This is a genomic window from Streptomyces sp. NPDC094448, from assembly GCF_044763775.1.
GTDB lineage: Bacteria > Actinomycetota > Actinomycetes > Streptomycetales > Streptomycetaceae > Streptomyces.
This window is the reverse complement of the sequence record NZ_JBIWGU010000001.1, coordinates 257,193-271,319: the sequence shown is the minus strand read 5'-3', so window position 1 is coordinate 271,319 and position 14,127 is coordinate 257,193. Positions and strand designations below refer to the sequence as shown.

9 protein-coding genes and 1 pseudogene are annotated in these 14,127 nt (G+C 72.2%); 2 read left to right on the top strand and 8 right to left on the bottom strand.

Annotation, left to right across the window (positions count from 1 at the left end):
• Positions 1 to 14 precede the first annotated feature (14 nt).
• From mmuM to ACIQ9E_RS01040, 7 genes and pseudogenes are all read right to left on the bottom strand, one after another.
• A complete protein-coding gene (gene mmuM / locus ACIQ9E_RS01070; protein ID WP_403699973.1) occupies positions 15 to 953 on the bottom strand; it encodes a homocysteine S-methyltransferase in 939 nt (312 codons plus the stop codon).
• 4 nt (positions 954 to 957) lie between these two features.
• Complete coding sequence (locus tag ACIQ9E_RS01065; protein ID WP_403699970.1) at positions 958 to 1,881, bottom strand: LLM class F420-dependent oxidoreductase; 924 nt, start codon at positions 1,879 to 1,881, stop codon at positions 958 to 960.
• A gap of 747 nt (positions 1,882 to 2,628) precedes the next feature.
• Positions 2,629 to 3,162, bottom strand: a pseudogene (locus ACIQ9E_RS01060) (DUF6099 family protein); the annotation flags it as partial.
• Positions 3,163 to 3,482: 320 nt separating this feature from the next.
• Positions 3,483 to 3,770, bottom strand: a complete 288-nt coding sequence (locus ACIQ9E_RS01055) for a nucleotide pyrophosphohydrolase (RefSeq protein WP_403701261.1) — start codon at positions 3,768 to 3,770, stop codon at positions 3,483 to 3,485.
• A 119-nt stretch (positions 3,771 to 3,889) separates the two neighbouring features.
• Positions 3,890 to 5,155 carry an AAA family ATPase gene (locus ACIQ9E_RS01050; protein ID WP_403699967.1) on the bottom strand — a complete coding sequence of 422 codons (1,266 nt, stop codon included), beginning with the start codon at positions 5,153 to 5,155 and terminating at the stop codon, positions 3,890 to 3,892.
• A 202-nt stretch (positions 5,156 to 5,357) separates the two neighbouring features.
• Positions 5,358 to 5,777 carry a cell division protein SepF gene (locus ACIQ9E_RS01045; protein WP_403699964.1) on the bottom strand — a complete coding sequence of 140 codons (420 nt, stop codon included), beginning with the start codon at positions 5,775 to 5,777 and terminating at the stop codon, positions 5,358 to 5,360.
• Between the two features lie 356 nt (positions 5,778 to 6,133).
• Complete coding sequence (locus ACIQ9E_RS01040) at positions 6,134 to 9,874, bottom strand: AfsR/SARP family transcriptional regulator (protein ID WP_403699961.1); 3,741 nt, start codon at positions 9,872 to 9,874, stop codon at positions 6,134 to 6,136.
• Between the two features lie 152 nt (positions 9,875 to 10,026).
• Between ACIQ9E_RS01040 and ACIQ9E_RS01035 the strand changes: the two genes are divergently transcribed.
• Positions 10,027 to 10,965, top strand: coding sequence for a ParB/RepB/Spo0J family partition protein (locus ACIQ9E_RS01035; protein ID WP_403699958.1), 939 nt, complete (start codon positions 10,027 to 10,029; stop codon positions 10,963 to 10,965).
• A 907-nt stretch (positions 10,966 to 11,872) separates the two neighbouring features.
• The gene (locus ACIQ9E_RS01030; RefSeq protein ID WP_403701258.1) at positions 11,873 to 12,628 is read left to right on the top strand and encodes a gamma-glutamyl-gamma-aminobutyrate hydrolase family protein; all 756 of its coding nucleotides are present in this window, start codon (positions 11,873 to 11,875) and stop codon (positions 12,626 to 12,628) included.
• Positions 12,629 to 12,667: 39 nt separating this feature from the next.
• On the opposite strand, the gene sepH is transcribed toward ACIQ9E_RS01030, so the two are convergent.
• The gene (gene sepH / locus ACIQ9E_RS01025; protein ID WP_403699955.1) at positions 12,668 to 13,750 is read right to left on the bottom strand and encodes a septation protein SepH; all 1,083 of its coding nucleotides are present in this window, start codon (positions 13,748 to 13,750) and stop codon (positions 12,668 to 12,670) included.
• Positions 13,751 to 14,127: the final 377 nt, after the last annotated feature.

Below are 14,127 nucleotides of genomic sequence, written 5' to 3'. Positions count from 1 at the left end.
TGCGGGGACGGAGTTCAGCCCCGGGGGCCGGAGGAGCCCGCTCCCGGCCCGTACGCCGCGACGGCGCCGGCGACATCGGCGATCGCGCCCGGTCCGATCCGGCAGCAGCCGCCGACCAGCCGGGCACCCGCGCCCAGCCAGTCGGCCACCCGATGGGCGTTATAGGTGACGGGGCCGGTCCAGACCCGGCGCCGGGCGTCCCATACCTCACCGCTGTTCGGATAGGCCACGACGGGCTTGCCCGTCAGCCGGGCGGCCCGGGTGACGGCCACCGCGGTGTCCTGCGGTTCGCAGCAGTTGGCCCCGGCAGCGATCACCTGGTCCAGGCCCCGGACCAGTCCGAAGGCCGTGTCCAGGGACTGTCCGGCGCGGGTCCGCGTACCGCTGACGGTATACGAGAGCCAGACGGGCACGCCGCAGCCTTCGACGGCCCGCAGCAGCGCCTCGGCCTCGTCCGTGTCCGGCACGGTCTCCAGCGCCAGGACATCGGGGCCCGCGGCTGCCAGTGCCTCGACCCTCGGCCGGTGGAACCGCTCCAGTTCCCGGACGGTGAGCCCGTAGCGGCCGCGGTACTCGCTGCCGTCCGCGAGCACCGCTCCGTACGGCCCTACGGAAGCGGCGACCCACACCTCGTCGGCGGTCTCCTCGGCCGCGGCCCGGGCGAGCCGCACACTGCGGGCGAACAGCCGCCCGGCCTCCGTCCTCGTCAGTCCCCGGCGAGCAAACCCCTCGTACGAGGCCTGGTAGCTCGCGGTGATCAGCACCCGCGCACCCGCCCGGACATAGGCCCGGTGCGCGGCTTCGATCCGGCCCGGATCGTCTGCCAGGAGGCGGGCCGACCAGAGTTCGCCGGAGAGGTCGCTCCCCTGCTCCTCCAGTCGGCTCGCGAGGCCCCCGTCGAGGACGAGGGCTCCTTCGGCGAGGGCCTCGGCGAGCGGGCGGGCGGGGCGCACGGGCTCAGCCCAGCCGGGACTGGACCTCGGCCGAGATCAGTTCCAGATGGTCGAGGTCGGACAGGTCCAGGATCTGAAGGTAGATCCGGGAGGAGCCGACGGCGGCGTACTGTCCGATCTTGTCGACGACCTCGGCGGGCGAACCGGCCAGCCCGTTGGTCTTCAGCTCGTCCACTTCCCGGCCGATCGCCGCGGCCCGTCGCGCCACCTCGGCATCGTTCCGGCCGACGCAGACCACCAGGGCATTCGAGTACACAAGCTCGTCCGGACCGCGCCCCTGGGTCTCGGCGGCCGCCCTGACCCGCCCGAACTGCCGCTCGGTGTCCTCCACGGAGGCGAAGGGGATATTGAACTCGTCCGCGTACCGCGCGGCCAGGCGGGGGGTGCGGGTGGCCCCGTGACCGCCGATCAGTACCGGCACCCGGCCGTTCACGGGCTTGGGGAGCGCGGGCGAATCCGTGAGCCGGTAATGCGTTCCGTCGTACGAGAAGGTGTCGCCCACCGGCGTGTCCCACAGCCCGGTGACGATGGCCAGCTGCTCCTCCAGCCGGGCGAACTTCTCCTTGGGGAAGGGGATGCCGTACGCCTTGTGCTCCTCCTCGAACCAGCCTGCCCCCAGTCCCAGTTCGACCCGGCCGCCCGACATCCGGTCCACCTGGGCGACCTGGATGGCGAGGACTCCGGGGAGCCGGAACGTCCCGGCCGTCATCAGCGTCCCGAGCCGGATCCTGCTGGTCTCCCGGGCCAGCCCGGCCAGGGTGATCCAGGCGTCGGTCGGACCGGGCAGCCCGTCGGCGGATCCCATCGCGAGGTAGTGGTCCGAGCGGAAGAAGGCGTCGAAGCCGAGGTCCTCGGTGGCCTTGGCGACGGTCAGCAGTGTGTCGTAGCTCGCGCCCTGCTGGGGTTCGGTGAAGATGCGGAGTTCCATACCCTCCATCCTGCACCCCGTCGGGTGCCCGCAGCCCGCCGCCCTCACCCGCGGCCCGCCCGTGCGGCGGGATGAAACCCACCGGTCGGGTGGGCCCCGGCAGCGTTGTCGGTACGTCGGTGCGTTCGGTGCGCCGGTACGGACCGGCCCGGTCGGCGCCGCTCGCACGGCGAGCCTGCGCCCCTCGACGCCCGGAGCCGCGCCCCGGCACGGCGGACCGCACCGCTCCGCGCTCCGCCGTGACCGCCCTGCTCCGTGACCGGCCGCCGGACTCGCACCGGGTCCCACAGCCGGTCAGGAGGAACCCGCCGCCGAGTCGGCCGTATCCGGGACGGCCGGCACGCCACCGTGGTCCGGCACTCCCTCGGACAGCCCGTCCGGATATCCGGCCGTCCTCGGGCGCGGTGCCTGGGACCCGCCACGTCGACCGGCCCGGGGCGGCAACGGAACATGGCACGAAACCGGCCCGTCCGTCCGGGACGGAGCGACGGACGGGGGTACGGGCGCGGGACGGACAGCGGGGCGCAGCACCGGTTCGGCTCCGGGTGCGGACGGGGAAACGGGCGCGGGCGCGGATCGGGCTGGGGTCTGACCGATGGCTCCCGAGGGATGCCCGCAACCGTCCCGCGCAACCGTGCCGTTCAGCCGCTCGGGCTCCCCCGGCGGCGCACCGTTCCTCGGTATCCCTCCGGCTTCCCGCTCGGCGCTCCGCTCCCGGATCCTGCCGTCACCCGACGGTTTCGCGGAGCCATTCGCTCCGGTGAGCGGCCCGCCGCCCCATGGGCCCGCCCTCTCCCCGACCACGCCGGGAGGTCTGCGCAGATCCCGTCCGGCGAGATCCGCTGCCGAGAGTCTGCGCAGCATGGACCGGACCCGGTCACCGGCTTCGTCGGCGGCGTCCATCGCCTCGACGCAGTGCCAGTACAACCCCTCCTCGCCGGTGGCGCAGGCCACGCCGACGAGAGCGATGCCCACATCGGCGAGGAGTGCTCCCAGCGCGATCAGCGCCTCACGGGGGTCGTCGATCCCCGTGAGGCGGGCGGCTCTGCTCCCGGACCTCATCACCTCCGCGCGGCCTGTACCGTCCCGGTCTCCGGGGCCGCAGGTCTCGGCGAGGCCACGTGCATCCCGGCTCAGCTCGGCTGGGCCGAAGGCCACCAACTGTCCACCGACGGCCTGCGCAAGCAGTTGCGCCTGCCCTGCCTCGGCCACCACCTCCGCAAGCGCCCTGCTCCGCGCAAGGGCGTGTCGGCTCAGGTCGATGAGTGGTTCCGCGTCCATGTACGCCGCCCCCGATCGTACGACTGTCTGCTCACTGTTCCATTACCCAGCGTGAAGGTCTTTGAGTCAAAAAGCCAGAGGAAATCGGAAATCTATGGACAGGAAGTCGGATGTTAATAACTCGACAACTCCGGAGAGTGACAAAATCATGATCCAAACGAGTCGGCATCAGGGCCCTCACCACTCTCAACACCCCCCGAAAACTCCCAAAACCCCGGCAATACCGGACAGTCGAGCACCGGAGGAACCGCACCCGGAACGGCGCCCGGGGGGCCTGGGCGCCGGCCCGCCGCACCAGGCCCCAGGCGAGGCCCACCGACTCAACTCCGGGGAAAACGCGACTCGTTGCGGTCGATCTTGTCGGAGAGCGCCGTCAGCGGATCGACGCCGACCACCGCACAGAACTGGAGGAGATACGCCAGCACATCGGCCACCTCGTCCCGCACCCGGTGGGCCGTCCCGTCGTCCTCCATCACCGCCGCCGACTGCTCCGGCGTCAGCCACTGGAAGATCTCGACCAGTTCGGCCGCCTCCACGCTCAGCGCCACGGCGAGGTTCTTCGGCGTGTGGTACGGGCCCCAGTCCCGCGCCTCGGCGAACTCCACCAGACGGCGCTGGAGCCCCGTGACATCGAGCCCACCGGCCCGCTCCCCACCCTCCGTACCCCCGACGCCCTCCGGGCCCCCGCCGCCGCCATCACCGTCATCCGCACCGCTGCTCCATGTCGTCACAGCACCAGATCTACCACCGACACGCCCTCGACCCCACGCGCGAACGAGGCGTCGCCGACCGACCCCACCAGGCGCACATGCCCGCGCGCCGCCGTCACGGCACCCAGCGACACCAGCTCCCGGGCCTGCGCCGCATCCAGCGCACGGTCGAACCCGTCCGCGAGGACCGTCAGGGACTGATACGCGTCGGGAATCTCCGCGGCCCGGTCCACGGCCAGCACCCCGGGCCCCGTGAGCAGCACCAGCGCCAGGGCGATAAAACGCAGTTCACCGTCGCCGAGCCGCTCCACCGGCGTCGCGGCCCGCCCCGGTCCCCGGTCCAGCAGCGCCCGCAGCATCCCGTCGGGCAGATGCTCCACCGTCAGTTCGGCGACGTCCCCCCGGCAGCCGGCCCGTGCCGCGGCGGTCAGCCTGGCGTACCGCCTCGCGCACTGATCACGGGTGCGGTGGAGCACCCCGGCCAGATTCTCGCAGTTCCGCCGGAGCCGGCCGTCGTCAGCGGCCACCGGACGCCGCATTACCCCCGGCCGCGGATCGCAGGCGAAGACCGACCGCAGCGCCACCACGGCCTGCTCCGCCGCGGCGAGCACCAGCAACTGCCCCTCGGTCTTGCCCGCGACCCGCAGCGGCAGCAGCGCGGTGCCCAACCGGTCGTCGGGCAGCGGCGCACGAGTCACGGGCACGGACCCCGCGGTCAGCCACTCGGCCTGGACCGACGACCGCTCGGGATCCCGCAGCGCCGTCCTGAGCAGCACCTTCCCACCGCAGGTCAGCCGTTCACCGACGATCCTCAGCCGGGGTTCGGCCTGGACGGCGAGATCCAGTCGGACGGCACCGGCCGGGCCGTCGACCGTACAGCCGATACGGAAACCGCGGCGGCCTTGCGCATCCGCCTCCGCCGACTCCGGAACACAGGACTCCGGATCGGCGAAGACCTCACCGAGCACGGCGCCACCGGCCAGACCGCCCAGGGCTTCGTACGCCTGTAAGACAGTCGACTTCCCGCTGCCGCTGGCCCCGGCGAACAACGTCAGCGGGGCCAGCCGGAAGACCGCACTGCGATGGGTTCGGAAGGCGGAGAGCCGTACCTCGGTGACGGTCGGGCGGACCGCGGTGGCCACCGGCGGGGACGGGGCCGCCACGGCGGCAGGCGCCGCGTGACCCCCGCCGGGCGCGGATCCGGTACGGGCGGATCGGGTGAGGGCCTTTTCGGGGCCGGAAGCTGAGCGCGGCTCGGTGACGAGCGGACCGTTGTCGTTCATGCGCCGGACGGTACGCAGCATCCCGCGCGCCGAACCGTTCCGCCGCCGTGGCCTTCCTACGAACGGGCGACCCGCGCCCGCCGGCCCCGGCCTCGCAGCCGTCCCGGACACCGAAACGGACCGTCCCAGGACCACCCCGGACCGCCCGCACCGGAAGCCGGTGCCGCACGGGCCCGGGAGGGCCGGAGGGCAGGGCCGGTGGTCAGGCGCGGGGCCGGTTGGTCGTGAACGTACCGGTCGCGGCCTCGGTGATGCCGTCGACCTCGGTACCGGCCGGGGCCAGGAGGAACACATTCCGGTCGACCCGGTGCATCCCGCATTCGAGTCCGAAGACGACACCACTGCTGAAGTCGAGAATCCGCTTCGCCACGTCCGTGTCCGCGCCCGTGAGGTCGAGGAGCACCGGAATCCCCCCGACCAGATACTCCGCGACCTCCCGCGCGTCCGCGAAAATCTGCACCCGCAGCACGATGAACCGGCGCTGCCGCGCGGCCGCATAGTCCTGGGGGACGGTCCGGTGATCGACCCGTGACGGCCATTCGTCACGGCCGCGCAAGGGCACGACCTGCGCGAGGCCCTCCCACTGCTCGTCCGTGACGTCATACCTTTCGTACCTGCTCATGACCCCATCCTCCCGCCCCTCACCCGTTCGGCCCAAACAGCGACACGGATGGGCCACGCACCTTTCACCGTCGGCCGAACGGCTCGGGCTCCGCCGTCCGCCCCCGGCGCAACCCCGCGCCGCCCCACCGGATCCGCCCGGCAACAGAACCGTATCCAACGGCACTGACAACGACACCGTCACCGACACCGGCGTCGGTAGCGGTGCCGGTGCCGGTGCCGGTGCCGACAGCAGCGCCCACGACGGCAGGGACCAGGACACCGCCCGAGAATGCGGCAGCCGCGCCCACCCCGGGCCGCACCGGAACCTCCCGAAGCGCGCGGACCACAAGGGTGGCGCGGTCCGGGCTCGCGCGCTCAGCTCGGCAGGCACAGCTCCGGGAACTCGTCCTCCGAAGGAAGCCCTTCCATCGGGCGCCCGAACGGCGAATGCAGGGGCCGGTAGCCCGTCGCAGCGTAGATGTCCTCGGCCAGCCGACCCGCCCGCGCCGCCGAAACGGGATCCCCGCACGCGGACTGCGAAAGGGCGATCACCGCCTGCGCCTGCCCCTCCTGGAGCCGGAGCTGGGACTCCTTGGCGAGGCTGAGGGCCGACGCCGCGTACCCGAGGGCCTGCAGCGGCCGGTGGATGCGCGCCGCACAAACCCCCAGTCCGAGCAGGGCCATTGTGCGCCCCTTGAGGTAGCCGATGTCCTCGGCGGTCTCCCGGGCGATCCGGAAATGCTCGAAGGCCCGGTCGTACTGTCCGAGCTGGTAACGGGCGTGCCCCATCGCGATCATCGCGTCGAGCCGCAGCCGCGGCCGCCCCGAACGCCTGCTGAGCCGGCACGCCGTCAGCGCGGCCCGCAGCGCGCCCTGTCCGTCGCCCGCCTCCGCACCGATCATCGCGAGCACACTGAGCACCTCGGCCTCGCCCGGGAGGTTCCCGATCGCCTGGAAGCCCCTGCGGGAGGTCATGGCCAGTTCCTGCGCCGTCACCAGCAGCCCCAGGTCGAGGGAGATCGTCGCCAGGGTGCAGCTGATCCGGGAGGGGCTGTCAGGCGCCCCGATCTTGTGGGAGAGCGCCAGGGCGCGGCGGCACAGCCGCTCCGCCTCCCGCAACCGTCCCATGCTGTGGAGTACTTCGCCGAGCCCGAGAAACGGCTGTGAGGGGCTGCGGCGGAGCTTGCGGTCGATCGCGATCGACTGGCCGTAGTACTCGGCGGCCTGACTGAGCAGTCCGAGATCACCGGAGACCCCCGCGAGGTTGGACAGCGCGACGGACTCGGCCACCCCCCAGCCGGCCCGCCGTGCCAACTCGATGGCCTGTTCGAAGTGGTTACGGCTCAGCTCCAGATCCCCGCGGGTGAAGCTGACCAGCCCCAGGCTCTGATGGGCCGCGGCCTGACCGCGGAAGTCTCCTGCCTCGTGCGCGGTCCGCAGGGCGACCGCGGCGACCGCGGCCCAGGAATCCGTGTGCCTGCGGAGCCAGAAGTAGCCGCGGAGGATGTCGGCGATGATCCACACGCTGGAGTCCGGCCCGGAACCGGCAGCACCGCTTCCGCCGCCCCTTGTTGTCGTACCGCCGTCCCCCGGCACGCTCCTTGTTGCCGTACCGCCGTCCCCCGGCGCGCCCCTTGTTGCCGTACCGCCGTCCCCCGGCGCCTCGGCTTCGATCAGCCGCACCAGGTCCGCGTGCTCCGCGTCGAACCAGTCGGCGGCGCGCTGCGGGTCGTCGAAGGTCGCGGTACGGGCGTCCGCCCCCACCGGGGTCACCTCCAGGCGCAGTATCTGCGGATACAGGCAGCGGGCCGCGGAGTCCGCGGACACCGCGTACCAGCGCAGCAGCCGGCGGCGGGCCTCCCGCTGAACAGGAATCGGATCCCCCGCTTCCACCAGGAGCCGTGCGTACCACCAGATCAGATCGTGCAGCCGCAGCCGGTCCCGGCCGATCCGCTCGACCAGATGTTCCGCGAACAGCCGGTCGAGAAGTCCGCTCGCGGCCGGCACGGAGCGGCCGAGGAGCGCCGCGACGGCCGGAACCGTCGTCACCGGCCCCGGCAGGATCCCCAGCAGGCGGAATGCGTCCCGTGCGTCCGGGTCGAGCCGCCGGTACGACAGCTCGAAGGTCCGGCGCACCGCCGCATCCGGATCGCCCGCCACCGCCAGCGTCTCCAGGGGATTGCCGGACCGCAGCTCCCGTACGTGGTGGGCGATCAGACTGTCGGGGTGCAGGGCCAGATTGGCTGCGGCGATCCGCAGTGCGAGGGGACTGCGCCCGCAGATCGCGACCAGGTCGCCGAGTGCCTCGGGCTCCGCCTCGGCCCTGCGCGCCCCGACCACACTGCGCACCAGCGCCTTGGCCTCGTCGGACGCCAGGGGCTGGAGCGGCAGCATCGACGCGCCGTGCGTCACGATCAGCGAACCCAGCCGGTTGCGGCTGGTGACCAGCGCGAGGCATCCGGTGTCGTACGGCAGCAGCTGCCGTACCTGATCCGCCGATTCCGCGTTGTCGAGAACGATCAGAACGCGCCGGTCGGCAAGGGTGCTCTGGTACAGCTCCGCCATCTCGGCGAGTTCGTGTGGAATGTTCTGGTACGGGATGCCCAGGGCGCGGAGCAGGCCGGACAGCGCCTCCTTGGGCCGCATCGGGCTCTCGTCGCTGTGGCCGCGCAGGTCGAGGAAGAGCTGTCCGTCGGGGAAGGTCTCCCGGGAGCTGCGGCACCAGTGGAGCGCGAGCGCGGTTTTGCCACTGCCCGCGGGGCCCACGATCATCAGCACTCCGGAGCCCCCGCTCGCCTCCTCGACCAGCCGTCCCATCTGGGCCAGTTCCTTGGCGCGGCCGATGAACGCCCCGGTCCGGGACTGGCGCTGGACCGATTCGGCCTCGGGGCGTACCCGCCCCGAGGCATAGTCGTCGTGGGAGCGTGCGTGGTCACGGCCATGGTCCGGAGCCGGCCCCTGGCCGGCGGCGAGGCCGTGACCGTGGCCGGACGTACGGAGGGAGGCGTGCCCGTGGTCGGGCCCGGCACCGCTCTCACGGCCGGTGGGACGGCCGCCGGCTCCCTCGGCCTCGGAGCGGGCGCCCTCGTCCGCGCCCTCGCGCCCGCCGGTGTCTCCGCCACCGCCCGTACGCAGTCCGCGCTCCCGCCATGCGCCCGCGGGCAGTTCCGCTTCCCTGCGCGCCCCCGTACCACCGCCGGACCGGGGCTGCGGGCTCCCCGGCCTGTCGCCGGGCACGCTGTCACCGGCGGCACCGGCGCGCGGGGTGGGCACCGCGCCCAGGAACCACCCCGTACGGCCGGAGGCATCACCCCGGGCGCGTTCGGTACGGGGCACGACCGCATCGTCCAGCAGCAGGGGGTCGGCCCGCAGGATCATGTTCTGTACGTGCCGGAGGTCGGCGCCCGGGTCCAGACCGAGGTCCTCCGCGAGCCGGGTGCGGGTCTCGTTGTAGACCTCCAGTGCCTCGCCGCGGTGGTCCGCGCGGTACAGCGCGATCATCCTCAGCATGGCAAGGCGTTCATGGTGCGGATGCTCAGCCGTGGCCCGCGCCAATTCCTCCAGCACCAGTTCCCGGCGGCCCAGCAGCAGCCGGGTCTCCGCACGCTGGGTGACCGCGGAGATGTACGAATCCTCGAATCCGGCGCCCAGTCGGCGCACCAGCCCCTCGGGCGCGGTACCGGCCAGCACCGGCCCGCCCCAGTCGGCCAGGGCCGCGTCCAGCAGTTTCAACCGCTCTTCGAGGTTGTCGGCGCGTTCGGCGCGGAGCAACAAGGAGCGGAAGCGGTGCAGGTCGACGGCGCTGGGATCGCCTTCGATCAGATAGCCGTCGCCCGATTTCACCAGCGCGAAGCCGTAGTGTTCGGCGTCCTCGGCCGTGAACCGGCCGCGGAGGCGTGAGACATGCACCTGAAGGCTGCCGCGGGCGCTCGACGGGGACTGCCCGTCGTCCCAGAGCAGACTGATCAGCCGGTTCGCCGGAACGACGCGTCCGACGTCGAGCAGCAACAGGCCGAGCAGCAGCCGTTCACGGCGCCGCCCGATGCGCAACGATGCGCCGTCGACGGTCCATTCGAGGCCGCCGAGGATCCGGAACCGCATTCCCCCATCGGTCATGTCGTGAATCCTCCGCAATCACCCCGTGCCGTGGCAAGCGTTTGGCAATCAGTTGGCCAAGCTCTGGCCGGTGGGGCCTGGCACATTGGGCGTCTGCTCGGGCTTGAACACGGGGAACCCGGGCGGCACGTAAGAGGAAAGGGCTCACCTGCATGTCTTCCGATATGTTCATCGAGACCGACAGGACGCACCAGACACGATCCCAGAGTGCCACGGACCAGGACATCGAAGACGGGCAGCCGTCGGAGCTGACCCTCGGCTCCATCGGCCGGAATCCCGACAACCCTCGGGAGGCCCTGCGCGACCTCGAACCGCTGACCACCAGCATCCGGGAGATCGGCCTCGTCAACGCCATCACGGTGGCCTCGGTCGAGGCGTACGTCCGCGAGCGGCCGTCCCGTGCCGCCGAACTGGATCCGGGCGCCCGCTACATCGTCGTCGACGGCCACCGCCGGCTGGAGGCCGCGCGCAAGGCGGGACTGGCCAGCGTCCGCGTCAGTGTGGACGATGCCCTCGTCTCGACCGACCGCTCGCTTCTGGAGGCCGCGTTCGTCGCCAACGTCCACCGGGACGATATGAACCCGCTGGAGCAGGCGTACGCCCTGAAGAAGCTGGTGGAGTTCTACGGCTCCCAGAACAAGGCCGCCAAGCGGCTGGGCATCGCCCAGTCGACGATCTCCTCCAAGCTCTCCGTCCTCGAACTCGGCCCGGAACTCCAGGCGGACCTGCTGGCGGGCCGGCGCAAGGTCGTCCATGTGCGCAATCTCTCCCGGCTGAGCCCGCAGCAGCAGAAGCAGCGGGCGGATGCCAGGGCGGCTGCCTCGGCTTCGCGGAACACCGAGACGCGGGGCACGAGGACGTCCGACCACCGGCATCCGGCCCGGGTGCACGCCGCACCGGGGACGATGGCCGGAATTCCGCGCCAGCGCGGGATCGTGACGATGCCCTGGGCCGACGGTGTGGCCTGCGCGGAGATCGCGATCGCCCGGATGCGCCCCTCGGAGCGGCGGCGCATGCTCCAGCGGCTGTGGCAGGAAGCGGAGAAGGAAGCCAGGGCGGCACGGCGGCTGGCCGCGCCCCGTCAGGTCTGACCCTTTTGGAGTACTCGCAGCGACCCCGTACCGACCGCGGTGACGGCACAAGGGACCGTCGAGTCGAACAGAGCCGCACAGCATCGGTCGGACCCGATCGCCCCGGATCCGATTCGATCCGACGACACCCCACTGATGCCCCACTCGTGTGAACTGATTCGATGATCCGAGCAGATGTGAGCCGATCTGCACTCGACTGAACAGACCCGACAGCGTTGTGATGCGCCGACCGGAACCGGCGGACCACGAACCCGCCGCCGTCGGAGGCCGTGCGGAAAGGAGCGTCTCCCGCGCGGCCGCCGACGTCGGTCTCCCGACCGTATGCGTTCCGGTCCGGGCCGGGCCCCTTCCCGCCCACCAGCCCGCCCGGACCCGGCGTGCGGCCTCCGTACGGCCGCCTCCGGCGGTACACAGTGCGGAAGGCAGCGGGACGGCGCTCCGGCCGGGGAGCGCCGTCCGGGCCCCTGTCCGGCCTCACCCGGTACGTACGACACCGCTCCGTACGGCCCGTCTCCGAGCCGGGTGCTCCCCGGCGTCCACATGTCTTCACGTCTTCTCCCCGACCGGCGCCCCGGACCGGCTGCGCACCATCGGCGCGTCCTCTTCAGGTTCCGTACGCCGCGTACTCCCGGTCGCCCACAGCATCTGCCGAACTGCCGTCGGGCACCGGGCACCGGGCACCGCCAGTGGCCTGCCCGGCACTCCGGACTCCACGCTCCGGCGGAACCCGGCCGACCCGGAACGGGTGACTGCCCCTTCCGCGCAGGAGTCCGGAATCATTCCGCCCCCCGGGCGCAACCACGGCCCCCTCAGACCGGTCGTTCACCACAGCCCTTCCCGTCGAGGGCCGGCGCGGTCGTCCGGAGACGGCCCGGCCCCGTACCAACCCCTGGACCCGCCCGTGACCCTGCCCAGACCCCTCATCACCGTCCCCGCCCGCTTCTCCCCGTCGGCTCCGGGCCTTCCGGGCACCGCCGTGGTCAGTTCCCGCCCGCTCGTGGACGCGGTGTGGCGGGCGGGCGGTGAACCTGTCGCCCTTCATCCGTACGCACCGGGCGGAATCGCCTACGCGGACGATGTGGCCGCCCGGCTCGCCCGTTTCGACGGGGTCCTGCTGCCGGGCGGCAGGGACTTCGCATCACACCGGTACGCCGGGAACGGCACGCTCCACGGCGATTCCCAAAGCTGCGAAGCGGCGGATGACACCGGAGACGACGCCGAGCAGGACGGTTTCGATCTCGAACTGGCCCGTCAGGCGCTGCGCACCGGGCTGCCGATCCTGGCGGTCTGCCGGGGGCTCCACATCGTGAACACCGTGCTCGGCGGCACCCTTCAAGAGGACGCGCCCGGTACGGAGACCGGCCACCGGCATCTGCTGCACCCGGTCACCCTGCGCCCCGGTTCCCGGATAGCGCGGATCGCCGGAAACGAAACCGTGCGGGCTTCCTGCCACCATCGGCGGCGGGTCGACCTGCTCGGTGACGGGCTGCGGGTCACGGCCCGGGCCGCGGACGGTACGGCGGAGGCGCTGGAACTCGTCGGCGCGCAGGACTGGCTGACGGCGGTTCAGTGGCATCCGGAGGACACGGCGCACGACGACCCGGCCCAGCAGCGGATCTTCGATGCCTTCGTCCGGGCGGCGGCGGGCGCGCCGGGTTCCTGACCGCCCCGGCGGCGGCCCGGGGAGGGCCGCCGCCGGTCATCAGTCCTGTTTCTTGCGGCGTGTACCGAAGACGATCTCGTCCCAGCTCGGGACGGCGGCGCGCCGTCCCGGACGGACGCCGTCCGCTTCGGCCTGCCGGTCGGTGGTCCCGATCAGCCGGTCCCGGTGGCCGGCGACCGAACGCGACGGCATCAGGACATCGGCGTACGCGGATCCGGCGCCCGCCGAGGCCGCGGGCGCGACGGTCTCCTCCGCCTCGGGCTCCACGGCGCTCTCTTCGGCCTCGGCGGGCACGGACCGCTCCGGAACCACCATGTCGCCCCGGAAGCTCGGCACGGCCTCCAGAAGGCTCGTCAGCGAGTCGCGCTCGCCGTCATCGGCCACCGGGGCGCCACTCCCCGCGGCCCCGCCGGGCCGGTCCGGCGCCCGGTCGAGGTTCCGGTCCAGCGGGCGGTCCCGGGGCAGCCGGGCGATCCTCGGCACGAACGGAACGCTCGCCTCGTGCGCGGTGATGGTGTCGTCCGTCTCGCCGATCAGCGCGCGCGCTTCGTCGTCGACGGCCTGCACCAGCCTGCGCGGCGGGTCGTACGTCCAGATCGCGGAGTGCGGTTCGCCCGCGACCCGGTAGACGAGCAGCACCTCCCAGGTTCCGTCGTCACGCCGCCAGGAGTCCCAGAGGGTGGTCTCCTTCTCCGCACCGCGCAGCACCAGCCGTTCCTGTACGGCCTCGCCGAGCGGGGGCCCGGAGTTCTCACCGGGGCGCCGTACAGGGGTCTTACGGGCACGCTCGGCCATGAAGGCACGCTCGGCGAGCACAGGGCCCTCGAAGCGGCGCACCCGTTCGACCGGGATGCCCGCCATCTGGGCGACTTCCTCCGCCGAGGCTCCCGCGCGTATCCGGGCCTGGATGTCCCGGGGGCGGAGGTGGCTCTCGACCTCGATTTCGATCTGGCCGAGGCGGGCACGGTCGTTGCGTACGGCGGCTCGCAGCCGCTCGTCGATCGGAAGGGTGTACTCCGTGCTGTCCGCAGCCTTGAGCACCAGTCGTGTGCCGTCGTTGGAGACGGCCACGACACGCAGTTCGGGCATGGGGACCTCCCGGGTGGTGCCTGCCGACGTCACCTGTGCGTCGCTGCTTCCGCTAGTCGAGTGTGGCCTGCCCGGGTGCAGCCTGCCACAACCTTGCCGAGTTGCTCCGGCGTGTCGGGCACAGGCCCGTGATCGCCACTGTGGCACGGTTACCTGTTTGCCACTCAGCGTGATCACAGAATCACTCTGCGTGCAGATTTCCGTGCGGTAGTGCGGCGCCGCCGGATCGAGCGCCGCTTTCGGCCCCCATTTCCCGGGATCCGGGCACCCATGAGGGAGTCCGGGCCCAAGGCTGGCCACAGTACTCCATTCGGGCCATCAGGGTGGACTGCCTCGCCACCGAAGTTCACGGCGGACTGCGCGACCGTCCGCCGAACGAGTGGGACAGGTGTCTTGGTTCACAGAATCTC